The organism is uncultured Winogradskyella sp., assembly GCF_947498005.1.
In the GTDB taxonomy this organism is placed as follows: domain Bacteria; phylum Bacteroidota; class Bacteroidia; order Flavobacteriales; family Flavobacteriaceae; genus Winogradskyella.
The window spans coordinates 543,500-566,809 of sequence record NZ_CANMIW010000002.1 but is presented as its reverse complement, the minus strand read 5'-3'; the positions used below and the strand labels follow the sequence as shown (position 1 = coordinate 566,809).

Below are 23,310 nucleotides of genomic sequence, written 5' to 3'. Positions count from 1 at the left end.
ACAACAACGTGTATAAAACATAGCTATTATAGGCTTTCCGAGAGGTTTTTGTGTATTTACAAAGTACGCCAAATTTTTTGTTTGGTTATATTTAAAAAAGAAAATTAAACATAAAAATAAAAAATTCGCTCGTGCTAAACCCGAAAAGTTAGCGTTTATTTATACGCTACGTTTCATACACAAGACCGTTGTGTGTAATTTGAGAAAAACGATATGATTGAAGTTAATGGTTGGGCTGTAATCCGAGAATCTTATAAAGAAGAAGATGACGATAATGAACTTTTGAACTCGATTGTAAAGCAAATTGAATCAAAACTAAACGAGTTAGATTATAGGAATGAATTTTATTCTTTAAAGTGCTTGAATGGAACTTATCATTTATCTATTATGGTAAATCATAATCATCGGACTGTGGCTGAACACGTAATTGACTTTTTTAAATGGATTGCCCAAATTTCAAAAGGTTCATATGGAATTATGTATGTTCAAGATGACGAAGATATTGAAAGAGGAAACGAAGATAAATTTAAAGTATGGTCTATGAAAAAAGGAAAAGTGGTTGAATTGAACGATATTTATCTTTCACCATTGAATCCCGAAATTGAAGAATAAAAACTCATTAGCCAATGCCTCTATTAGCAAATACTAAGCAGAATAAACGAAAAAGACTTAACGGAATAGAAGAATATTATTTGGACATATCAAAAGATAAAAGCAACTCTGTTTGGTCTGAAAGAGGAAAAAATATGCTCAAGTTTGTTGAAATGCTAAATGAGAACTTCAAAAAAACTAAAATTTGGGGATTGACTTCTCACTCAAGATTAATTTTACAAAACGAAGATAAGTGGGATTCCAAATGGTTTGTGATTATCGAAGCTCTCGGACACGAATATTATTTTGAGTATTTAATAACTGATGATAAAAAACCTTGGAAAAATGCAACTGTAAAAGGAGTCACTCGGAATTTAGTAGATGCAAAAAAATACCTTTTGATTTCAATGAATGAGTCAGGCGGTTGGAATAACAATCTGGAATTAGAAAGATTGCTTAAAGAAATTGAAACTTAATAAAAAAAACTACACACAACACCGTGTATAATTCATTGCTTGGTTCTCGCCTACTTACGAAAATCCTAGCGGATTTTCTATTCGGTTTTTATTTGCTAAATTAGGTGCTTAAACACGCCACTAATCATACACAAACACGTTAGGCACAAGCTGAAAAACCACCTCAAATAAAAAATTTCAAGAAAAGTGTAATAAAAACTTCATTTGCTAATCTAAAGAGTAAATCATTCAAACAAATTAGATGAAAAAAACAGCAATAATTACACAAAAACCATTTAAGATTTCTCATAAAATCAGTTCGATTTACTCTAGTGCTTTTACCGAATTTTATGAAAAATAAAGAAAAATATTTTGACCAAATCTATGTAGATTTAAAAGATAAAATCTATCGTCTTTGCTTGGGTTTTATGGGAAATACAACAGATGCAGATGACCTATTTCAAGAAGTTTTAATTAGAGTTTGGAAAAGTTTAGACAGTTTTAGACAAGAAAGTTCAATTAATACTTGGGTTTATAGAATAACAACAAATACTGCGCTGTTATCAATAAATAAAATCAATAAATCTAGATATAGGGAAACAAACCTATTACCAAATAATTTAAAAACAGAAACTACTCAAGTATTTGAATCTGACAAACAAGACCAGATTAAAAAATTGTATCAAGCTATTTCAACTTTAAAAGAAATAGACAGAATAATAATTAGCTTACTATTAGAAGATAATACCTACAAAGAAATAGCGGAAATAACAGGAATTAGTACATCTAATGTAGGTGCAAGAATAAACAGAATTAAGAAAAAATTAATCACTAAAATTTAAGAAAATGGAAACACAAATAATAAAATGGAAAAATATGTGGCAAGAACAAAAATCAAATACACTTGAATCGAATGAACTTATTGAAAGGTTAAATCAAATGGAAAGAAATTCTAAAGAACAAAGAACAAAGTTAGTGATTGTATCAATCATTCTTATTACGGCTTGTTCAATTGGAATATCTGAATTATTAGCAAATAAGTATTATTTAGTATCCTTTGTAATGTTATTAATTGGTGTTTCCATAAAACTAATACCTCTTTATAAGAACAAATATGAAATTATTTCTAATGAATCTGATTTTAACAATCATGACTTCATTAAAAACCTGTCTAAAAAAATGGATTATAGCATTAAACATTTGTTAATATATATGTCAGTAATAATAATAGCGCTAAATATTGCATTGCTTGGTCTAAACAAAAATGGAACAATATTTAATTTTGAGATTAACAACGAAAATCGAATATTTTTTCATTTAGCGACAGTCATTCTTTTTGTTGTAGCTTACATCATCAATAAAAGAAATCTAGATGTCAACAAAAGAAAAACGTTAAGTTTAATTTCTGATTTGGAGAATAAGAATTAAAAGCCAGTGCCTAACACCGTATATAATTTATTGCTGGTGTTGTGCTAAAATAAAGGTCGTTGTACGTTTACTACGTCTGATTTTCCTTCGGAAAATCCTCGCACGTAAACACGCAACTTTCCATATACAACAACGTTAGGCACAAGCTGAACTCACTCAAACGGAAAAGAATGAATAGAAAAATTTTCATACTGATTTTCGGAATTTTAATACTGCTGAGTTGTAAACAGAAAAGCGGAATTGAGTACTCTTTCGCAGATGTTCAAATAAATATGTCTGACTATTATTTGACATTACCAATCGGAATTGAAAAAAATCAAGTTGAATCTTACGAAGAGGGATTTTACCAAGACTTTGTATATTCTGATAATAGCTATGTGATTATTTTAAGAGGCGGAAATGCAGGACTTGAATTACCGAAAAATGAGAACTCTGAAACTCACTCACGAAAGGAATATATTGATGGAACAGAAATGGTTTATGGCAATGTAAAAACGGAACGGAAAGCCGAATTTGACAAAGCCTTTGATATAATGAAAGAAAACGGCTTAAAGAAAAAATAAAAGCCAGTGCCTAACACAGCATATAATTTATTGCTTGATTCTTGCCTACTATGGAAAATCAGACACTATTATAAGTTGGCTTAATCATTCTGTTTGCTCTTTTTAAGGAGCTGAACGCATGAAAATCTCGAAAGAATCAGATTTTATAAATGTTAACAATGAATTTAGAGATGAATATTTTTAGGATAATTATGATTAGCAACTTCTTTATGAAAAGCAAATACCAATAACAGATACAATATTAGAGGATAGAAAAATTCCAAAAGGAGAAGATAAAGCGACAAACAACTGAAAACACTTTCAAACAAAAAAGACCATCTAATAAGATGATCTTTTTTATTTAGCTTAATGTTTTTAGCTTAAAACATATCTCTTCCTGCAAAATGGAAAGCACTCTCTATAGCTGCATTGTCATCGCTATCACTTCCGTGAACAGCATTTTCGCTAATAGAATCTGCAAACATTTTACGGATAGTACCTTCTGCTGCATCAGCAGGATTAGTAGCTCCAATTAATGTTCTAAAATCTTCAACTGCATTTTCTTTTTCTAAAACAGCTGCTACAATAGGTCCACGAGTCATATACTCTACTAACTCTCCAAAAAATGGACGCTCGTTATGTATTGCATAAAATTCCTCAGCATCCGCCTTAGTCATTTGTGTTAATTTCATTGCTACGATTCTAAATCCTGAAGCTGAAATTTTTTCTAATATTGCGCCAATGTGTCCTTTTTCAACAGCATCAGGCTTTAACATTGTAAATGTTCTGTTAGTTGCCATGTATCTTTTTTTAAATATTCTGCAAAAGTAATGTATTTCTTTAATTAATCAAGTGCAATATTTATTAATTTGATCATAGTTTTAGTGCTGTTAATAAATCTTACCAACCCTAGTGATATCTATGCTATGCTGTAAAATTTTAATAAAATTTTATCATTTCAATTTTAAAAATAAGATTAATAAAATCTAAAAAAACGTATCTTCGCCATCTATGAATAAAGCTCAAATTTCAGACCTAAAAGCGCTATTAAGTTCACCTAAGAACATTGTTATTGTGCCACACAGAAATCCAGATGGTGATGCTATGGGTTCTACACTTGGCTTATATCATTATTTAAAATTAAATAATCATAATGCCATTGTTATTGCACCAAATGATTATCCAAACTTTTTAAAATGGTTGCCAGGAGACGATACAGTATTAAAATTTGAAACTCAACAAAACGATTGCATTCCGCATATTGAAAACGCAGATTTAATTTTTACTTTAGATTTTAATGCCTTTCATAGAGCTGGCCATCAAATGGCAGAAGTTTTAGAAGCTTCTAAGTCTACAAAAATTATGATAGACCATCACCAGCAACCAGATGATTATGCAAAATATATGTACTCTGATGTAACAATGTCTTCAACCTGCGAAATGGTATATAATTTCATAGATATGCTTGGAGACACTCAAAAAATAGAGGCAACCATTGCAACATGTTTGTATGTTGGCATTATGACAGATACAGGATCTTTCAGATTCCCGGCAACTACAACCAAAACTCATCAAGTTATTGGTAGTTTAATTGAAAAAGGAGCAGACAATTCTCAAATTCATAATAATATATACGATTCTAACAGTTACAGTCGTTTACAATTATTAGGTAGAGCGATGCAAAATCTAAAAGTGATACCAGAACTGAGAACGGCTTACACTACCCTTTCTCAAGCAGAATTAGACCAATACAATTTTAAAAAAGGAGACACTGAAGGTTTTGTAAACTATGGATTGTCGCTAGAGGGAATTATATTTGCTGCAATTTTTATTGAAAACAAACAAGATAACATTATCAAAATCTCATTTAGAAGTAAAGGAGAATTCTCTGTAAATGAATTTTCTAGAGCACATTTTCATGGTGGAGGACACACAAATGCAGCGGGTGGACGCAGTGAAACAGACATGGAAACGGCTATAAATAAATTTATTAGTATATTACCACAGTATAAAAAAGATTTGTCCCAAGCCCAAAATGGGCATTAAATTAAATATTATGAAAAACCTACTCTTCGTATTTGCTCTTACTATGCTGTGTTTTAGTTGTAAATCACCTGAAGCTAGATTACCAGAATCAGTTCAATCTGGTTCATTTTTAAAAGCATCTGCTGAGCGAAACAAAAAACTCAACGAGCTAGAACACCAACAAATTCAAGACTTAATAAAAAGTAATCCAAACAGGAACTATATTGCATCTAAAAGCGGTTTTTGGTATTCATATAACACCCAAATAGAAAATGACACGGTTCAACCGCAATTTGGTGATGTGGTCGATTTCACTTTTGATGTCTCCAATATAGAAGGTGATCAGATTTATGCAGACACCAATAAAACTTACGTTATGGACAAGGAAGAATTGTTCACTGGTTTACGCGAAGGGCTAAAATTACTTAAACCTACAGAATCTGCTACATTTATTTTTCCATCCCAAAAAGCTTTTGGATATTATGGAGACGAACATAAAATAGGAACTAATATTCCTCTAATTTGCGAAGTAACATTAAACACTATAATTAAAACAAATGATTAAAAAAACGCTTACAGCAATCGTTGTACTATTATTATTAACGGTAAATTTTTCTTGCCAAGTACAATATCCCAATTTAGAAGACGGACTTTATGCAGAGTTTGTAACCAATAAAGGCACTATGATTGCCAAATTATATGCAGATAGAACGCCTGTAACAGTTGCTAATTTTGTAGCATTAGCTGAAGGAAATCACCCATTAGCAAGTGAAGAATATAAAGGTAAACCTTATTATGATGGCACAACGTTTCATAGAGTAATTGATGGATTTATGATTCAAGGTGGTGACCCAACTGCGACAGGAATGGGAGATCCTGGATATAAATTTGATGATGAATTTCATGTAGATTTAAAACACGACAAACCAGGTATTTTATCTATGGCAAATGGCGGCCCTAATGGAAACGGAAGTCAATTCTTCATTATGGAAAGACCAGATCCAAGATTAGATAACAAGCATGCTGTTTTTGGAGAATTGGTTGAAGGTTTAGAAATACAAGATTCTATTTCTAATGTTGAAGTTATTGACCCTAGTGCTAGAAATCACAAGCCAGTTGAAGACGTTGTAATTACAAAGCTTAATATTATAAGAAAAGGGTCTGATGCAAAGTCTTTTGATGCACCTAAAGTTTTTACTGAAGAATTACCTAAAATTAAGGAACGTGCTGCAGAAGCGAGAATTGAAGCTAGAAAAAAAGCTGAAGAAGCTAAAAAAGTTAGAGAAGAAAAATCTGCTGTAGCTGCTGAAGCAACTAAATTGATTTTTGAAGATTATAATTCAAAAACTAAAACATTAGCATCTGGATTAAAGGTGCACATGATAACCACAACTAATGGTGCTAAACCAAAACAAGGGTCTGATGTAAAAATCAATTATGAAGGTTATTTTGTAGATGGTAAATTATTTGACAGTAACGTTAAGGACGTTGAAGAAAAATACGGAATGCTAAATCCTATGAAGACACAACGTGATATGTATAAGCCAATGCCAATGAAAATTACGCCAGAAGCAGGTATGATTGCTGGTTTTAAAGAAGCGGCAGCGATGTTAAAAGTTGGAGAAAAAGGGTATTTCTATATGCCTTCTCATTTAGCATATGGTGAAAGAGGTCGTAATCCTATTCCACCAAATACGGATTTAATATTTATCATGGAACTTACTGAAATTTCAGAATAATAAAGTGTAACATAAAAAAAGCTGGTATTAAGAATTGACTTAATACCAGCTTTTTTATTGCAATTATATTAGACCTGTAAGGTTTTGAAAACCTGACAGGTCTTTTACTTTTTTCACTAACTTACTTACTCATAAAAGTCTAGCAGAATCAATAAAATTATGCTTTCGGGATATTTTTTAAAATCTCTAATACAAATTCCCAGTACTTCTGTGCCGAAGAAATCTGAGCACGTTCATCTGGTGAGTGCGCACCTTTAATATTTGGTCCAAAACTAATCATATCCATTTTTGGGTAGTTAGTTCCTAAAATTCCACATTCTAGTCCTGCGTGGCAAGCTGCAACATGAGGTTTTTCTCCATTGTTTAAACGCTCATAAATAGGTACCATCACTTTTAAAATATCAGAATCCATATTTGGTGCCCAACCAGGATAATCGCCAGATAATTCTACCTCGCAACCAGTTAATTCAAAAGTAGCACGTAATGTATTCGCTAAATCTTCTTTGGTGCTATCAACAGAACTACGTGTTAAACAACCAATTTTTATTGCTCCATCTTTTACAATAACTCTCGCAATGTTATTTGATGTTTCTACTAAGCCTTCAATATCCGGACTCATTCTGTAAACACCATTATGTGCAGCATACAAAGCTCTAGTTAAACCTTCTTGCACACCTAAATCCATAATTTTTACAGGAAGTTCGGTTTTAGACACTATAATTTCTAAATCTGGTTCCATCGTTTTAAATTCTACTTTAAGCAGATCAACAAAATCTTTCATTTCGGCTTCAAAAGCAGCTTCATGCACCGCATCTATGGCTACAATAGCATTACTTTCTCTAGGAATAGCATTTCGTAAACTTCCACCATCAATTTCAGAAATACGTAATCCAAAGTTTTCAAAACCATCAAATAGTAAACGATTCATTAGCTTATTAGCATTTCCTAAACCTTCATGGATTTGCATACCTGAATGTCCACCTTGCAACCCTTTTACAGTTATAGTATAACCAATTTTAAATTCTGGTGTTTCTTCTTCTTTGTAGTCTCTTGTTGCTGTAACATCAACACCTCCTGCACAACCGACGCCAATCTCATCATCCTCTTCAGTATCTAAATTTAAAAGAATATCGCCTTTAAGCAAGCCTCCTTTTAAACCTTGAGCACCTGTCATTCCGGTTTCTTCGTCAATTGTAAATAAAGCTTCTAAAGCAGGATGTGCAATAGAATCACTTTCTAAAATAGCCATAATGGTGGCTACACCTAACCCATTGTCTGCACCAAGCGTAGTACCTTTTGCTTTTACCCAATCGCCTTCTACAAACATTTCAATACCTTGTGTATCAAAATCGAAAACAGTGTCGTTATTTTTTTGATGCACCATATCTAAATGACTTTGCATTACAATGGCTTTACGGTCTTCCATACCAGCCGTTGCAGGTTTGCGGATGATAACATTACCTACTTCGTCTTCAATAGTTTCTAATCCAAGATGGTTTCCAAAATCTTTCATAAATTGAATCACACGCTCTTCCTTTTTAGAAGGTCGTGGTACCGCGTTTAAATCTGCGAATTTATTCCAAAGTTGTTTTGGCTCTAAGTTTCTTATTTCTGAACTCATATATATGCCCACAAAATGGGTGTCTTTTAAGTTAATAATTTATTTTTAGGTTGTGCAAATTTACGAAATATGAAGCAGTCTTTGTTGGGATAACAAATAATGATTTAACTTTACTAATGTATCATTAAGATATAACACGCATAGGACAAATAAGTAATGACAAAACGGAACCTAAAAATTCTAAAATATTATATAATTAGCGTAATCTGTATAGTCGGTTATTTCTTTCTAGAACACTCTAACATCATACCGCAACTCGTTGAATGCGCAAATAAGAATCGTTATAAAGGATTTGCAACATTTTTCATAACAGGTTTATTCAAATACGGATTACTTTTCGTTGGAATTAGTACTATTTTAATTTTGAGCTTCTTATTAATCAAAGAAAAAATTAAGAAAAAAAATAAATCAAAAACTTTGCACCTTTGAACCTTTGAACCTTTGAACCTTTGAACCTCTGCAACTTTGTATCTTTATAACTTTTCAAACTATCAAACTTCACAACTTTAAGGCTTCCCAACCTTCCAACTTTTCCCTAAATTTGAAACATGCGTAAAAACAAAAAACTCATCCTTGTTATTTTCTTCGGAATTCAGTTGCTCATTTTATCTCAATTGAAATATTACCCTGAATTTGTTGAGCAATTTTACAGCAACGGAATCTATCAGTTTTTATCTAAATTGTCGCGCTATGTTTTTGGCTGGCTACCGTTTTCCATAGGCGATATTTTTTACACTTTGGCTGGCATTTATCTTATAAGATGGCTAATTATTAACAGAAAACGTATTGTAAAAGATACTAAAAATTGGTTATTAGATATTGGTGCCACATTATCCCTAGCCTATTTTGCTTTTCATATCCTTTGGGCTTTCAATTATTACAGACAACCTTTGTACAAGTCCTTAAATCTTGAAGCAGAATACACAACCGAACAACTCATCACATTTACAGAACGCTTAATTAAAAAATCGAATTCACTACAACTTCAACTTGCAAAAAACGATACTATAAAAGTTGAATTGCCTTTTACAAAAACTGAAATAATGGCCAAAGTAAAGGAGGGCTACCAAACACTATCAGAGGAATATCCACATTTAGAATACCATCCTAAGAGCATAAAAAAATCTATTTACAGTTTAGCACTAACATACATGGGATTTTCGGGTTATATAAATCCGTTTACCAATGAAGCTCAAGTAAATGGATTAATTCCAACCTATAAATTTCCAACCACATCGTGTCACGAAGCCGCACATCAATTAGGTTATGCTGCCGAAAACGAAGCTAATTTTATTGGTAGTTTAGCTGCCATTCATAATAAAGACACTTATTTTAAATATTCGGGTTACACCTTTGCCTTGCGCTATTGCTTGGCTGAAGTTTATAAAAGAGAGCCCGAACGTTATGAAACAATCTTACAAACCATAAACAAAGGCATCTTAAAAAACTATCAAGAAAATCAGGACTTCTGGAACGCTTATAAAAATCCTATTGAACCTTTTTTTGAAAAGACATTCGACAATTTCTTAAAAGCCAACAACCAATCTGCTGGCATGAAAAGCTACAGCTACGTTGTCGCACTTTTGGTAAATTATTATGAGGATAAAAACCTATAGTTTCTCTACAACGGCTATTTAAGCTACGAAGAGTGCGCATAGAAATCCGCTTAGACGATTTTCAAAATCACTGCATACACAGCTTTCAAAAGTTAAAACAACATTTTTAATTCCGATTTAACCAATAATTACTATCTTTAAAAGCATTAATCCAACCACATATTTTATGATAAAACACTACCTACGACTGCTCGTACTAATGTGCAGTTTTTCACTATTTGCTCAAGATTACTTTCCTAGTAATGCTGGTGTCATAGCAAATAACACCAATTACACAGCATTTACCAATGCAACGATACATGTATCGCCAACCGAAGTTATAAACAATGCCACACTTCTTATTAAAGATGGTAAAGTGGTAAGCGTTGGCCAATCGGTTTCAATTCCGAAGAATACAACAACCATTGACCTCTCTGGTAAAACTATTTATCCTTCTTTTATTGATTTATATACCACATTTGGTGTAGAAAAACCAAAACGACAACGCGGCGAATCTCAATATGGACCAAGCCGAAGCGGTTTTTACTGGAACGACCACGTGATGCCAGAACAAGACGTTATGACGACTTTTAAGTACGATGAAAAATCCGCTACAGAATTACTAAATTTAGGTTTCGGAACCGTAAACACCCATTTTCCTGATGGTGTTGTGCGCGGAACAGGTGCTTTAATTGCTTTAAATAACAATGCTGATAATGCCATGCGAATTGTAGATGGTAGAACGTCTCAGCATTTTTCATTTAGTAAAAGTGCCAAATCTAATCAGTCTTATCCATCTTCAATTATGGGAAGCATGGCCTTGTTAAGACAAATGTACCTTGATGCCGATTGGTATGCGGCAGGACATATTAATACTAAAGATTTATCCTTAGAAGCCTTAAATAAAAATAAGAATTTATTACAGATTTTTGAAGCTGGAAGCAGAATGAATCTTTTGCGTGCCGATAAAGTTGGCGATGCTTATAATATTCAATACACCATTTTAGGTGGTGGCGATGAGTACGAACGTATTAGCGAAGTTAAAGCGACAAATGCTACTATTATTCTTCCGTTAGATTTTCAATTGGCTTACAATGTTGAAGACCCTTTCTTAGCAAGTACGTTGTCTTTGAGCGATATGCGTTCTTGGAATCAAGAACCTCACAATCCGAGATTATTAGCCGAAAACGGTATAAATTTCACATTTACAACGCATGGTTTAAAATCTAAAAAATCATTTAAAACCAATTTAATGAAAGCCATTGAAATGGGACTTTCTAAACAAAAGGCCTTAGAAGCTTTAACAACGATTCCAGCTTCATTATTAGGAAAATCAGATGTTTTAGGAACGTTAAAAACAGGTAGCTACGCTAACTTCTTAATCACAGATGGCGATATTTTTGAAAAGAAGACCAAACTTTACGAAAATTGGGTTCAAGGTACAGCTAATATAATTTCGGACAGGTCTAAAACTGATATTGATGGCGATTACACCTTTAAAATCAATAACACAGCTTATGAATTAAATATCTCTGGTAGCACAAGTAAACCTAAGGCTAAAATTAAAAGTACCGATAAGGATTTAAGCACCAAAATGAGTTATAAAGATAACTGGGCAACCTTAACATTTAAAACTGCGGATAGTACCAAACAAGAGTATATAAGAGTGGTTGCAAATGCTTCAAATCACAATGCTTTAAATGGCAAAGCAATTCTTCCAAATGGCAATGAATTACCTTTTAATGCCTTAAAAGCAAAACAAAAAGAAGCACCTAAAAAGGATGGTAAAAAGAGACATGAAGTGATAAAGGACAAACCATTTATGAGCCCTATTTCATATCCTAATTTAGCCTATGGTTTTGAAGAAAAGCCACAATCTGAAACTTTATTATTTAAGAACGCAACTGTTTGGACTAATGAAAAAGATGGTGTTTTAGAAAATACAGACGTTCTAATTAAGGATGGAAAGATTTCTAAAATCGGCAAAAACCTTTCAAATAAAAAAGCGAAAGTTATTGATGCTACTGGCAAACATATAACGGCTGGTATTATAGATGAGCATTCGCATATTGCGGCTTCATCTATAAACGAGGGTGGTCAAAATTCGTCGGCAGAAGTTACTATTGAAGATGTTATTAATGACGAATCTATTGATATCTACAGAAATTTGGCTGGTGGTGTAACATCGATTCAGATTTTACATGGTTCAGCAAATCCTATTGGTGGCCGTTCGGCTATTATTAAATTAAAATGGGGAGAATCTGCTGAAAATTTAATTTATGATAACTCGCCAAAGTTTATAAAATTCGCATTAGGAGAAAATGTAAAACAATCTAGAGTTCGAAGAAATGCACGTTTCCCTCAATCTCGTATGGGCGTTGAACAAGTGTTTGTTGATTACTTTACAAGAGCCAAAGCATATGACGACTTAAAGAAAAGTGGCCAACCATACCGAAAGGATATCGAAATGGAAACTCTTGCTGAGATTCTAAATAGCGAGCGTTTTATTTCTTGTCATTCTTATGTGCAAAGTGAAATCAATATGTTGATGAAAGTTGCAGAGCAATTCGACTTTAAAATTAACACCTTTACGCACATTCTTGAAGGATACAAAGTCGCCGATAAAATGAAAGACCATGGTGTTGGTGGTTCTACTTTTAGTGATTGGTGGGCTTATAAATATGAAGTAAATGATGCCATTCCGTACAATGCAGCTATTATGCATAATGCAGGTGTAACTGTGGCTATAAATTCTGATGATGCCGAAATGTCTAGACGCTTAAATCAAGAAGCTGCTAAATCTGTAAAATATGGTGGCATTAGTGAAGAGGAGGCTTGGAAGTTTGTGACTTTGAATCCAGCTAAACTTCTACATTTAGATAACCGCGTTGGAAGTTTAAAAGTTGGAAAAGATGCTGATGTGGTCTTATGGACAGACCATCCTATGTCTATTTATGCAAAAGCTGAAAAAACAATTATTGAAGGGGTTACGTACTTTGATCTAGAGCAAGACAAACAAATGCGTGAAGCAATTAAAAAGGAAAAAAGCGAGTTGATTAATTTAATGCTTCAAGATAAAAACAAAGGAATGCAAACACAACCTGTAAAGAAGAAAAGAGAACGCTTATTGCATTGCGATTCTATGGATAATGAACAACATTCTGCACACTAAAAAATTAGATATGAAAACTTTAAATTACATACATATAACTTTATTTTTATTGTGCATTACATTAAGTTTCGCACAGCAAACTCCTGCACCAGAGCAAACCAAAGATTTTGCTATTGTAGGTGCAACCGCTCATATTGGCGATGGAACTGTTATTGAAAACAGTATAATTATAGTTAGCGATGGTAAAATAACAACCATAGGACCAGAAGCGTCTACACCACTTACCAAACAAGCCATGACGATTATAGACGCTAAAGACAAACACGTTTATCCTGGTTTTATTGTCGCTAATGGAACGCTTGGTTTGGTAGAAGTAGATGCTGTAAAAGCCTCTGTAGATTTATCAGAACTTGGGACTTACAATCCGCACATCAGAAGTATTATTGCCTACAACACAGAATCTAAAGTTGTGGAATCTATGCGACCAAATGGTGTGTTGCTTGGGCAAGTTGTACCAAGAGGTGGCCGTATTTCTGGAACCTCATCTGTAGTACAATATGATGCTTGGAATTGGGAAGACGCTGCTATAAAAATGGATGATGGTATCCACATGAATTGGCCAAGCAGTTTTAGTCGTGGTCGTTGGTGGTTAGGCGAAGATGCTGGATTAAAACCTAATAAACAGTATAAGAAACAAGTTACTGAATTAGAAGCTTATTTTACAGAATCTAAAAGCTACAATAAAGGCGATAAAAAGGAATCGCATTTACCATACGAAGCTATGTCTGGATTATTTGATGGCTCTAAACGTTTATATATTAATGTAGATGACGAAAAAGGAATTACTGACGCTGTGAATTTTGCAAAAGCACAAGGGGTTTCTAAAATTACTATTGTTGGTGCTTACCAAGCCGATAAATTAACCAGCTTCCTAAAGGAAAATAACGTATCTGTTTTTTTAAGACGTGTACACACCAGACCAGAATTAGAAGATGACGATTACGATTTACCATTTAAACTCGCCAAAACTTTAGTTGATGCTGGTATTTTAGTAGCATTAGAACCTAGTGGACAAATGGAACGTATGAATTCTAGAAACCTTCCATTTTATGCCGGCACAACGGTTGCTCATGGTTTAACCAAAGCACAAGCGTTGCAATTAATTACTGAAAATCCAGCTAAGATATTAGGCATTGACGATTTGTATGGTACGCTAAAAGTTGGCAAAAGCGCAACACTTTTTATCAGTGAAGGCGATGCTTTAGATATGCGAACAAATATATTAACGCATGCTTTTATCGATGGTAGAAACTTAAGTTTAGAAACACACCAAACTGAACTTTGGAAACGTTATTCTGAGAAACTCTCAGAGAAAAAATAACTAACACTTAGATTATAAAAAAAGCGAGCCAAATGGCTCGCTTTTTTCATTCAGAATGAAGTGAAAAACCTCATCTGAAATTTATATACATTACTCAATCACTTTTGCACCTTCTGGTTGCATAAATAATTTTGCGTCTGGCGCTTTTTCAGAAAGTACAACATCTGTAAAGGCAACTGTATTTCGTTTTTCTGTTGGTATGTTATTTTCATACTTATACCAATCTATACTTGCTGGTACTACCAAACCGTTAACGGTTTGCCAATTGTTATATCTTATAAAATGAAAATCTTCACTTCCTTCGTTTTTACCATATGTTACCGTGTAACCTAACCATTCCATTTTTCCGGTTTCAGCATCATAAAAAATCTTGTATTGGTCTTCTGATGATGCACCAATGCCATCTTCGTAAGAAATTAAAATTCCTGGATACGATTTACCTTCAAAAACCAATGGTTCTGTAGTTTCGTATTTAATACCATCATCAGCTAATACAAAAGGCATGGCATAGAAATAAAACATTAAACCTTTATAAAATTTTGGCTTTCCTTTATATTCTTTTCCATCTTTTTCACTAATCCAAAGCGTTGTTCCATCAAATCCTTGTGTGTAATTTGGCGTATCAATTTGTTCTGCTCTTGTTTTTAAGTTTTCAATAATAACTTCTTTTCCTGTTGGTTTATCAATAGAAAAAGACAGTGTTTGCATTTTATTCCATGTATCTATACTTCCGTGGGCATCAAATACTTTAGTGATAGATTCTGGATAAATACTGGTTGTGATTTCTTCTGTTGTAACAGCTTCAGTCATCACTTCTTGTTCTTGTTTTGGTTCATTTTTACAAGCAGACACAAAAATTGCAAAAGCTAATAGAGGTAATATTTTTTTCATGATTAAGTTTTAAGTTGATTGGTTTGACGCATAGAAATAGCATACATTACAAAAAAGCCTCAGAATTTATCTGAAGCTTTTTAATCCTATAGTAACTACGTTAGTTTAGTCGACCATTAATTTTTCAATAGTCTTGGCGTTTCCTGCTGTTAATTCAACAAAATACAATCCACTTTCTAAATTTGAAATATCTAAAGTTGAAGATTGTTCTTGAAGCTTGATGTCTTTCAAAATCATTTTGCCTTGGATATCGAAAACCGAAACTTTTCCAGATTCAAAATTAGAATTTGTGAATTGAATCGTTACTTCTCCTTTTGCAGGATTTGGGAAAAGCGTAAACGCAGTCTTATCATAACCTGCTACAGATAATGTTTCAACAAATTCAGTTTGAAAGGTATTGGTAATAATAGGTGCATTATAATCGAAATAAATAGAAGCTGTGTTTTCAATAATATCGCCAATGCTGTATCCAGGATTTGGTTTTATTTTAAAATAAACAAACCCATTACTTCCTTCTGCATCATCTTGTTCTGCTGGTAAATTGATATCATCAAAATACCATTCTAAGTTATTACCGGTTCTGGTAACCTGATAATCATGACTAGAACGTAACATTTGGAATGTACTTTCATCTAATTGCGCATCTAATTCATCTTCTATTCTAATAAAAATTGCTTCTGCTGTTCCTACATTTTGAAAACGAATAGTATAGTATAAATATTCATCTGAAGTTACAAAATCATCATAAACGATATCTTTTCCATGAGATTCCATTTTATCGTTAGGATCGTACGACCCAATGACTGTTTCAGATAATGAGGAGGTATTATTGTCAAAGAATAAATCATTAGTATCTGTAATATAAGTAAGTGTATTTGTAACCAATTCTCCTAAACTTACACCTGTTGGGCAATACAAAGAGATATTTACAATTTCACTTTGACCAGGAGCTAAATCCGTGAAATCTATCGTAAATCCTGTTGCAGTCGTTGTTGTTGTATAATTAGGATTAAGATTGGTAATGTTATTAACAGTTAATAAATCATCATGAGTAAACTCAACTGTTCCTGATGTAATTACTGTAGATCCCATATTTTCAATTATAAGTTGATTCTCAAAATCAAAACCAGGTCTTGGAGACTCTGATGGATTCACTAAATAAAGCGCTAAATCTTCACATATCAAATTATCTGTAATAGGAAATTCTATAGTGATTAAGTTTCCATTTAACACACTTATTCCATCATAAGAACTTATATTCTGTGTAAAACAGCTAGAATATTCATCATACACATTAAATGACACACTAAAAGTATCGTTTTCGTTTGTGCTTACTATTGAAAAATTACCATTAGATGTATTTACTTCATTGATTACTCCATCATTATTTTTTTCATACGTATAATAACCATTTGAAAAATCGGTTTCGCCTGTATCTAATATTCCATTATTATTACTATCATTAAAAGCTTTTACATTAATTAAACCTATATCATTACATAAATCACCAACATCAAAACTGCCAGCTTTAAAAAACACAGCACTATCGAATGCAGAATCTAAGGCATCTGCAATTACTAATTTAATATGATATGAATCACCAATAATAACAGGAGCTTGCGCATTAAAGACTGTTGTCATTCCATTATAACCAATAGGGCTTGTGTTCTCAGAAATATAACCTCCAAAATAGTTTTCATTTATAGCTTCACATGAATTGTTTTGTGGGTGCACATTTGTGACTAATATAGGTGTCTGTGTTCCTGGTAAAACGGCAAGATTGGTAGTAATACCTTGAGAATCTGTAAGCAAAAAAGCAAACGCATCGGAGAAACTGCATTCAAAAGTGTTTTGGTCATATTCCTCGGATGCCATTAAGAATTCGAAATTTATTTCATTAACTACTGGTATAAAATCAAATTCTATTATCGTTGCATTGTTTGAAGACTGAATTCCTGTTGCATTCTCCAAGTCAACATCTCCAGGCCATTGGTTACTTCCACTACTGTGGTTACTATCGTTTGGCCCAGAACCATCAATGGCACTTCCATTAGAAAGTATTAAGCCTTCTGTAAACGGAAAATCAATTCCATTAGAAGTAAAATACCCTATTCCATTAGGTTCTTGAGTTCCAAAATTAATACCTGTAGAATATGTTATATTAAAAACCTGACTGCATTGACCATCAAGCAAAACATTCTCCACTAGCTCATTTACAGTGTATGTAGTTTCATCTACTATAACATTTGGATCTACCGAGCAATCTTCTGCTATAATTTCAAATGAGATTGTTGAAAAGCAATCACCAGCCAAATTCTCTCCTCTAGCAAAAATAGTTTGAATATTTGGGGTAATATTAGCATAAGGAGAAGCAAGAGCATTCATTCCACTATCGGCATCATTTTGGGTTTCGTGATACGTTAGCAATATGTCATTTTGACCATTTAATATCTCATCATTTTTAACAGCGAAGTCAAATTGAGCAAAACCATCTAAATCATCATCACAAATATTTAATGGTGTTGGCACGTTAAATGTCAATGCACCTTCTGAAACTGTACTTAAATCATTAGCTGTACATCCATTAACTAAATCCGTGACATACACCTCATAAATACCTGGCTGGTTCACCGTTAAGAAGGAGTTTTCTTCACCCATTAAAATAAAACCGTCTAAATACCAATTAAATGTATAGTTACTTCCTTCCAAATTAGTGAACAATGTTACAGAAGTACCTGAACATATACTATAATCCTCTATACTTACGTGGTGTAACATATTAACGATGAGAGTAACATCTGTTGTAGCAAAATTACCTGAGCTATTTTCTGTGACTCTCGCAAAAATAGTCTCCGGATTAGCTGTATTGGTATAAATAATAGGAATAGGATTAACATTTGCATCAGCATCCGCTTGAGACAGATGATAAGAGAGGTCATAATCATTAGGACTTTGTGTTCCTAAAATTTGTACCTCTAGTTGAGCTAAATCAAACGTAGCTGTACCAGTATAATTACCATCATCACACAATTCCATTAATTGTGGTCCATTCGCGACTTGAGAAAAAGATAGTAGTGTTGTAAGTATTGTAAATAGAAAGAAAAGTAATTTTTGCTTCATAATTGGTTGGATTGATGATTTAACTATAAAACAAGTTAAACAAAAAAACACCTACAACCTTAAGAATAAATTATTTAAATTAAATCAATTTAATTACTATCAAAATAAGTTAATTACTAAACCTTTAAACACTAAGAATGTTAGCAAAACGTATTAATAACTAGAGAGCGTCTAAACAATTAGAATTTATTATAAGTGAGATTATTGTTAGAAGTATTGGCCATTACGTCTTCAGAACTATAAAATGGTATCACGTTAAAAAATGTAGAATTTCCTTTTTCATAATACTTTCGATTTCTAAGTTGTCTACTCATAAATTCTGCCGTATCATAAACTTCAAAAATCAATAGTTTATTATTTTTTCCAACCTCAGTACGTTCTTCTAATTTTACTTTGACAATTAAATCAATTATTTCTTCAGGATATTTTAAACCCATAGTTTTAGTCGATGAAAATGAAGAATTAGTTTCTGATACCACCCAATACATCTTCTTTTCTTCAATTTGATTCTCGAGTGTATTTCGATAAAATGAAAAGTATTTACCATCAACCTCAATAGGTAATTTAGATATATGTCTCATTTTTTCTTTAAGTTGTATATCTACATAGCTGATATCTGAGTCTAAATCTTTTATCTTCTCAAGATACATTACAATATTGTGATTTTTTACTTTGGTTTGAATTACATAATTTCCATATGGCAAATGATTTAGACCAATCTTAGCCTCTAAACTATCTACTCTAATTGTCTGCAAATACTCATCATTAAGTATATCTACTTCTATTATTTTCAATTGATTACTTTCTAGAATAAGACTATCGCCACTTATATTTAATTTTTGTACTTCTAAAATATTCTGGGCTGTAGAATTTATATTTTTTTGAAAAAAGATTTTTTGACCAAATGAAAACAAACTGGTTATTAAAAAAATAATAAAGCAATATGTTTTAATCATTATTTTCATTTTCAACTATTTAAACGAAGTTCTTTTTTTTATTAATATAACAAGCCAAAAGGTGTTTTCCCCATCCGCATATCCTAATTATTAGACCATAATAATCTAAGATTGTCACAACTATTTTTTATTAATCAATAATTGCTCCAAAATGCAGATACATTATTTTTTTTTGGAAATATGTCCCAAATTAATATGTGCTCGTACGTTATAAAACCATATAATTTTAGTTTGAAGACTTCTTACTAAAAAATTAAAACGAACACAGTAAATTCTTAACTTTACAGTTCTTTAAGAGCATAATTCTTAATTAAAAAGTATCTTTAAATACGATAACTATTTTATATGATTAAATCCATAACAAGCGCACAAAACCCATTAATTAAGCAATTGGTTCTTCTGAAGGAAAAATCTAGAGCTCGTAAAAAAACGAATCAATTTTTAATTGAAGGTAAACGCGAATTATCCCTTGCCATTAAAGGTGGTTATAAAGTAGACACACTTTTATTTTTTCCTGATTTATTTTCTGAGAGCGAAGCAAAAGCAATGAGTGCTTATGGCATAGAAATTATAGAGATTTCTAAAGACGTGTTTCAAAAATTAGCACATAGAGATACAACTGAAGGTGTTATTGCGCTCGTCAACTCCAAAACTCAAGCGCTTGAAGATTTAAAACTAACTTCAAAAAACCCTTTGATTTTAGTTGCCGAAGCACCAGAAAAACCTGGTAATATTGGTGCCTTATTGCGTACAGCAGATGCAGCAAATGTTGATGCTGTAATTATTGCAAATCCAAAATCCGATTTATATAATCCTAATATTATTCGCTCTAGTGTTGGTTGCGTATTTACTACAGAAATTGCCATGGCAAGCTCAGAGGAAGCGATAGCTTTTTTACATAAGTATAATTTCAATATTTTTTCTGCTATACTTCAAGAATCAGAATCGTATCACTCACAAAATTACACCTTACCAACTGCAATAGTTGTTGGTACAGAAGCGACAGGTTTAACTCAAGAATGGCGAAAAGCAGCCAAACAAAATATTAGCATACCAATGCAAGGCGTTATTGATTCTATGAATGTTTCCGTTGCTGCAGGAATTCTTATTTTTGAAGCCAAACGCCAACGCGATTTTAAATAACAGAATGACAGCAAACACACTTTTTTACATCATCATAGCTATTATTGTCATCAACTTTATAATAGATAAAGTTTTAGATGCCATAAATGCTAAACATTACAATGACCCAATTCCAGAAGCTTTAAATGATGTTTATGACGAAACTGAATACAAAAAATCCCAAGCCTATAAAACCGTAAATTATAAATTCGGACTAGGAACTTCTTTATTTTCATTTGCTCTAACCTTAGGGTTTTTACTTTTAGATGGTTTTGAATATGTCGATAATATTGCTAGAAGTTATTCTGAAAACCCAATCATCATTGCTTTAATTTTCTTTGGAATTATTATGATTGCTAGCGACATCGTCACAACACCTTTTGGTTATTATAAAACTTTTGTGATTGAAGAGAAATTCGGGTTTAATAAAACCACAAAAAAGACCTTTGTTTTAGATAAACTGAAAGGTTTGCTTATGACCGTTATTCTTGGAGGAGGTATTGTTTCTCTTATTGTTTGGTTTTACCAAATCACTGGAAATCAATTTTGGTTATATGCTTGGGGAATTGTAACCGTTTTTACTGTGTTTATGAATATGTTTTACTCTAAACTCATTGTGCCATTATTCAATAAACAAACCCCTTTAGAAGAAGGCGAACTGCGCACTAAAATTTCGGCTTATGCAGAATCTGTAGGTTTTAATCTCGAAAAGATTTTTATTATCGATGGTTCTAAACGAAGTACAAAAGCCAACGCCTATTTTTCTGGATTTGGGAACGAAAAACGCGTTACACTTTATGATACTTTAGTTAATGACCTAGATGATGAAGAAATTGTTGCTGTTTTAGCACACGAAGTTGGCCACTACAAACGAAAACACATTATTTTTAATTTAGTAACTTCTATCCTACTCACAGGTTTAACGCTGTTTATTCTTTCTATTTTTGTTTCAAATCCATTGCTCTCAAACGCAATTGGTGTTGAGATGCCAAGTTTTCACGTTGGACTGATTGCTTTCGGATTACTTTATTCGCCTATACAAGAAATCACAGGACTGATAATGAATTATGTGTCGCGCGTTTTTGAATATCAAGCTGATGATTATGCCAAAAACACCTATAAAGCTGGACCTTTAATTTCGTCATTAAAAAAATTATCTAAAAATAGTTTGAGTAATTTAACACCTCATAAAGCTTATGTATTTATGCATTATTCGCATCCTACACTTGCAGAACGCATTCAAAATTTAAAAAAATAAAATCGGCTCAAATCTTGAATAATTCTAAAAAGGAAGACGACTATATCAGCTTAAATATCATTGAAGCAGCAGAATCTGATTATTTATACACGGAAACTTCACAAATTGAAAATGCTGGTAAAGGCTTATTTACTGCTATCGATATTTTTGAAGATGAAATAATTGCATTATTCCAAGGCGACATTATTAATAACCAAGAAGCAGAAAAAAGAGCACAACGAAACGAAGACAGGTATTTCATCAATCTTCTCGATGGCTCAATAATGGATAGCATGCATACTGATTGCTTTGCTAAATATGCCAATGATGCAGAAGGTTTAATAGAAAGCTCATTTAAAAACAATGCCATTATTACTTTAGATGACAACGATAACGTTTGCATTAAAGCCATTAAAAATATAGATGCAGGCGAAGAGATATTTTGCAGTTACGGCAAACCATACTGGAAAAAACACGCCAACTAAACCTAATTACGTCTCCTCTACCTTTTTTATGAAAATTGTGTATTAACTTCACATTATTATAACATAAAGCAAGCGCTATTTTTATAACTTTGAATTAAAGAAAACATAAAATCATGACAGAGTTAAAAAATAGAAAAGCAATAATTACAGGAGGAAGTAGAGGTCTCGGAAAAGCAACTGCCATTGCATTTGCAAAAGAAGGGATTGATGTTGCCATTACAGGCCGTAATGAAGAAGCTTTAAAAGCTACAGTTTCAGAATTAAAAGCATTTGGTGTAAATGCAACTTACGCTGCTTTTGATGTTAGTAATTATGACGAAGTTAAGACAAGCATTAAAACATTAATAGACACTTTAGGTTCTATAGACATCTTAGTAAATAACGCAGGTATTGCAGCATTTGGTTCTTTTATAGATATGGAAGTTAGCCAATGGAGCCAAATTATACAGACCAACGTAATGGGAATGTATTACGTAACTAAAGAGGTTTTACCACATTTAATTGATAAGAATGAAGGCGATATTATAAACGTTTCATCAACTGCTGGTTTAACTGGTAATGCAACGGTTTCTGCATATTCAGCATCTAAATTTGCAGTTATTGGCATGTCGCAATCCCTAATGAAAGAGGTTAGAAAAAACAATATTAGAGTGTGTACATTAACACCAAGTACCATTGCTTCAGATATGTCAATTGACTTAGGTATTGCAAATAAAGATTCTGAAGACAGCGTATTACAACCTGAAGATTTTGCAGAATTAATTGTGTCGGGTTTAAAATTACCAAGACGTGCAATGATGGCAAATGCATCTTTATGGTCTACTAATCCGTAATTTAGTATTAAAAATAATAACAGAACCCACTTTATTGTGGGTTTTATTGTTTTATGCAAAATTAGAATTTCTGTTAATCTTCTTCATTTTTTATATCAATACGATTTAACAAAATAACACAATTTATTATACCTTGTAGTTCTAAAATTTAAACATCTTTTTAATACAAACTTTCAA

20 protein-coding genes are annotated in these 23,310 nt (G+C 32.5%); 15 read left to right on the top strand and 5 right to left on the bottom strand.

Translation table 11 applies throughout. The annotated features are described in order from the left end of the window. Positions 1-213: 213 nt before the first annotated feature. The 5 genes from Q0891_RS05835 (at position 214) to Q0891_RS05815 (ending at position 3,037) form a co-directional block, all read left to right on the top strand. The gene (locus tag Q0891_RS05835) at positions 214-612 is read left to right on the top strand and encodes an immunity 7 family protein (RefSeq protein ID WP_299099664.1); all 399 of its coding nucleotides are present in this window, start codon (positions 214-216) and stop codon (positions 610-612) included. 14 nt (positions 613-626) lie between these two features. Continuing rightward, positions 627-1,067, top strand: coding sequence for a hypothetical protein (locus Q0891_RS05830; protein WP_299099662.1), 441 nt, complete (start codon positions 627-629; stop codon positions 1,065-1,067). Positions 1,068-1,396: 329 nt separating this feature from the next. Continuing rightward, a complete protein-coding gene (locus Q0891_RS05825) occupies positions 1,397-1,888 on the top strand; it encodes an RNA polymerase sigma factor (RefSeq protein ID WP_299099660.1) in 492 nt (163 codons plus the stop codon). A 4-nt stretch (positions 1,889-1,892) separates the two neighbouring features. Continuing rightward, positions 1,893-2,474: a hypothetical protein gene (locus Q0891_RS05820; RefSeq protein WP_299099658.1), complete on the top strand. Its 582-nt coding sequence runs from the start codon at positions 1,893-1,895 to the stop codon at positions 2,472-2,474. A 170-nt stretch (positions 2,475-2,644) separates the two neighbouring features. Further along, a complete protein-coding gene (locus tag Q0891_RS05815) occupies positions 2,645-3,037 on the top strand; it encodes a hypothetical protein (RefSeq protein WP_299099656.1) in 393 nt (130 codons plus the stop codon). A gap of 359 nt (positions 3,038-3,396) precedes the next feature. On the opposite strand, the gene Q0891_RS05810 is transcribed toward Q0891_RS05815, so the two are convergent. After that, on the bottom strand, positions 3,397-3,816 hold the full coding sequence (locus tag Q0891_RS05810) for a nucleoside-diphosphate kinase (RefSeq protein WP_173301589.1): 420 nt from the start codon (positions 3,814-3,816) through the stop codon (positions 3,397-3,399). A 211-nt stretch (positions 3,817-4,027) separates the two neighbouring features. On the opposite strand from Q0891_RS05810, the gene Q0891_RS05805 reads away from it, so the two are divergent. Genes Q0891_RS05805 through Q0891_RS05795 form a run of 3 tightly spaced genes read left to right on the top strand, consistent with a single transcriptional unit; the run spans position 4,028 to position 6,780 of the window. Further along, positions 4,028-5,062 carry a bifunctional oligoribonuclease/PAP phosphatase NrnA gene (locus Q0891_RS05805; protein WP_299099654.1) on the top strand — a complete coding sequence of 345 codons (1,035 nt, stop codon included), beginning with the start codon at positions 4,028-4,030 and terminating at the stop codon, positions 5,060-5,062. 10 nt (positions 5,063-5,072) lie between these two features. Then, on the top strand, positions 5,073-5,606 hold the full coding sequence (gene gldI, locus Q0891_RS05800) for a gliding motility-associated peptidyl-prolyl isomerase GldI (RefSeq protein WP_299099652.1): 534 nt from the start codon (positions 5,073-5,075) through the stop codon (positions 5,604-5,606). Further along, positions 5,599-6,780, top strand: a complete 1,182-nt coding sequence (locus Q0891_RS05795) for a peptidylprolyl isomerase (RefSeq protein WP_299099650.1) — start codon at positions 5,599-5,601, stop codon at positions 6,778-6,780. The genes gldI and Q0891_RS05795 overlap by 8 nt, the downstream gene beginning before the upstream one ends. A gap of 157 nt (positions 6,781-6,937) precedes the next feature. Here the strand turns inward: Q0891_RS05795 and Q0891_RS05790 are convergent, their stop codons facing one another. Further along, positions 6,938-8,401 carry an aminoacyl-histidine dipeptidase gene (locus tag Q0891_RS05790; RefSeq protein WP_299099648.1) on the bottom strand — a complete coding sequence of 488 codons (1,464 nt, stop codon included), beginning with the start codon at positions 8,399-8,401 and terminating at the stop codon, positions 6,938-6,940. A gap of 548 nt (positions 8,402-8,949) precedes the next feature. Here Q0891_RS05790 and Q0891_RS05785 point away from each other — a divergent pair. From Q0891_RS05785 to Q0891_RS05775, 3 genes are all read left to right on the top strand, one after another. Beyond that, positions 8,950-10,017 carry a DUF3810 domain-containing protein gene (locus tag Q0891_RS05785; RefSeq protein ID WP_299099646.1) on the top strand — a complete coding sequence of 356 codons (1,068 nt, stop codon included), beginning with the start codon at positions 8,950-8,952 and terminating at the stop codon, positions 10,015-10,017. 166 nt (positions 10,018-10,183) lie between these two features. Further along, the gene (locus tag Q0891_RS05780) at positions 10,184-13,168 is read left to right on the top strand and encodes an amidohydrolase family protein (protein WP_299099644.1); all 2,985 of its coding nucleotides are present in this window, start codon (positions 10,184-10,186) and stop codon (positions 13,166-13,168) included. Positions 13,169-13,178: 10 nt separating this feature from the next. After that, the gene (locus tag Q0891_RS05775; RefSeq protein ID WP_299099642.1) at positions 13,179-14,489 is read left to right on the top strand and encodes an amidohydrolase family protein; all 1,311 of its coding nucleotides are present in this window, start codon (positions 13,179-13,181) and stop codon (positions 14,487-14,489) included. A 90-nt stretch (positions 14,490-14,579) separates the two neighbouring features. On the opposite strand, the gene Q0891_RS05770 is transcribed toward Q0891_RS05775, so the two are convergent. From Q0891_RS05770 to Q0891_RS05760, 3 genes are all read right to left on the bottom strand, one after another. Beyond that, positions 14,580-15,380 (bottom strand): DUF6503 family protein, encoded by an 801-nt coding sequence (locus Q0891_RS05770; protein ID WP_299099640.1) that lies wholly within the window; start codon positions 15,378-15,380, stop codon positions 14,580-14,582. 105 nt (positions 15,381-15,485) lie between these two features. Continuing rightward, positions 15,486-18,500 (bottom strand): choice-of-anchor L domain-containing protein, encoded by a 3,015-nt coding sequence (locus Q0891_RS05765; RefSeq protein WP_299099638.1) that lies wholly within the window; start codon positions 18,498-18,500, stop codon positions 15,486-15,488. Positions 18,501-18,679: 179 nt separating this feature from the next. Then, positions 18,680-19,465 (bottom strand): hypothetical protein, encoded by a 786-nt coding sequence (locus tag Q0891_RS05760; RefSeq protein WP_299099636.1) that lies wholly within the window; start codon positions 19,463-19,465, stop codon positions 18,680-18,682. A 336-nt stretch (positions 19,466-19,801) separates the two neighbouring features. On the opposite strand from Q0891_RS05760, the gene Q0891_RS05755 reads away from it, so the two are divergent. From Q0891_RS05755 to Q0891_RS05740, 4 genes are all read left to right on the top strand, one after another. Further along, positions 19,802-20,599, top strand: coding sequence for an RNA methyltransferase (locus tag Q0891_RS05755; protein WP_299099634.1), 798 nt, complete (start codon positions 19,802-19,804; stop codon positions 20,597-20,599). 4 nt (positions 20,600-20,603) lie between these two features. Continuing rightward, positions 20,604-21,836 carry a M48 family metallopeptidase gene (locus Q0891_RS05750; RefSeq protein WP_299099632.1) on the top strand — a complete coding sequence of 411 codons (1,233 nt, stop codon included), beginning with the start codon at positions 20,604-20,606 and terminating at the stop codon, positions 21,834-21,836. A 14-nt stretch (positions 21,837-21,850) separates the two neighbouring features. Continuing rightward, positions 21,851-22,300 (top strand): SET domain-containing protein, encoded by a 450-nt coding sequence (locus Q0891_RS05745; RefSeq protein WP_299099630.1) that lies wholly within the window; start codon positions 21,851-21,853, stop codon positions 22,298-22,300. Positions 22,301-22,413: 113 nt separating this feature from the next. Continuing rightward, positions 22,414-23,133 (top strand): 3-ketoacyl-ACP reductase, encoded by a 720-nt coding sequence (locus tag Q0891_RS05740; RefSeq protein WP_299099628.1) that lies wholly within the window; start codon positions 22,414-22,416, stop codon positions 23,131-23,133. Positions 23,134-23,310 lie beyond the last annotated feature (177 nt).

Coding starts and splice junctions, on each gene's coding strand:
- Q0891_RS05830 (WP_299099662.1), top strand. CDS start 627: ATGCCTCTATTAGCAAATACTAAGCAGAATAAACGAAAAAGACTTAAC.
- Q0891_RS05795 (WP_299099650.1), top strand. CDS start 5,599: ATGATTAAAAAAACGCTTACAGCAATCGTTGTACTATTATTATTAACG.
- gldI (WP_299099652.1), top strand. CDS start 5,073: ATGAAAAACCTACTCTTCGTATTTGCTCTTACTATGCTGTGTTTTAGT.
- Q0891_RS05815 (WP_299099656.1), top strand. CDS start 2,645: ATGAATAGAAAAATTTTCATACTGATTTTCGGAATTTTAATACTGCTG.
- Q0891_RS05755 (WP_299099634.1), top strand. CDS start 19,802: ATGATTAAATCCATAACAAGCGCACAAAACCCATTAATTAAGCAATTG.
- Q0891_RS05740 (WP_299099628.1), top strand. CDS start 22,414: ATGACAGAGTTAAAAAATAGAAAAGCAATAATTACAGGAGGAAGTAGA.
- Q0891_RS05780 (WP_299099644.1), top strand. CDS start 10,184: ATGATAAAACACTACCTACGACTGCTCGTACTAATGTGCAGTTTTTCA.
- Q0891_RS05825 (WP_299099660.1), top strand. CDS start 1,397: ATGAAAAATAAAGAAAAATATTTTGACCAAATCTATGTAGATTTAAAA.
- Q0891_RS05820 (WP_299099658.1), top strand. CDS start 1,893: ATGGAAACACAAATAATAAAATGGAAAAATATGTGGCAAGAACAAAAA.
- Q0891_RS05790 (WP_299099648.1), bottom strand. CDS start 8,401: ATGAGTTCAGAAATAAGAAACTTAGAGCCAAAACAACTTTGGAATAAA.
- Q0891_RS05760 (WP_299099636.1), bottom strand. CDS start 19,465: ATGAAAATAATGATTAAAACATATTGCTTTATTATTTTTTTAATAACC.
- Q0891_RS05750 (WP_299099632.1), top strand. CDS start 20,604: ATGACAGCAAACACACTTTTTTACATCATCATAGCTATTATTGTCATC.
- Q0891_RS05775 (WP_299099642.1), top strand. CDS start 13,179: ATGAAAACTTTAAATTACATACATATAACTTTATTTTTATTGTGCATT.
- Q0891_RS05785 (WP_299099646.1), top strand. CDS start 8,950: ATGCGTAAAAACAAAAAACTCATCCTTGTTATTTTCTTCGGAATTCAG.
- Q0891_RS05765 (WP_299099638.1), bottom strand. CDS start 18,500: ATGAAGCAAAAATTACTTTTCTTTCTATTTACAATACTTACAACACTA.
- Q0891_RS05810 (WP_173301589.1), bottom strand. CDS start 3,816: ATGGCAACTAACAGAACATTTACAATGTTAAAGCCTGATGCTGTTGAA.
- Q0891_RS05805 (WP_299099654.1), top strand. CDS start 4,028: ATGAATAAAGCTCAAATTTCAGACCTAAAAGCGCTATTAAGTTCACCT.
- Q0891_RS05770 (WP_299099640.1), bottom strand. CDS start 15,380: ATGAAAAAAATATTACCTCTATTAGCTTTTGCAATTTTTGTGTCTGCT.
- Q0891_RS05835 (WP_299099664.1), top strand. CDS start 214: ATGATTGAAGTTAATGGTTGGGCTGTAATCCGAGAATCTTATAAAGAA.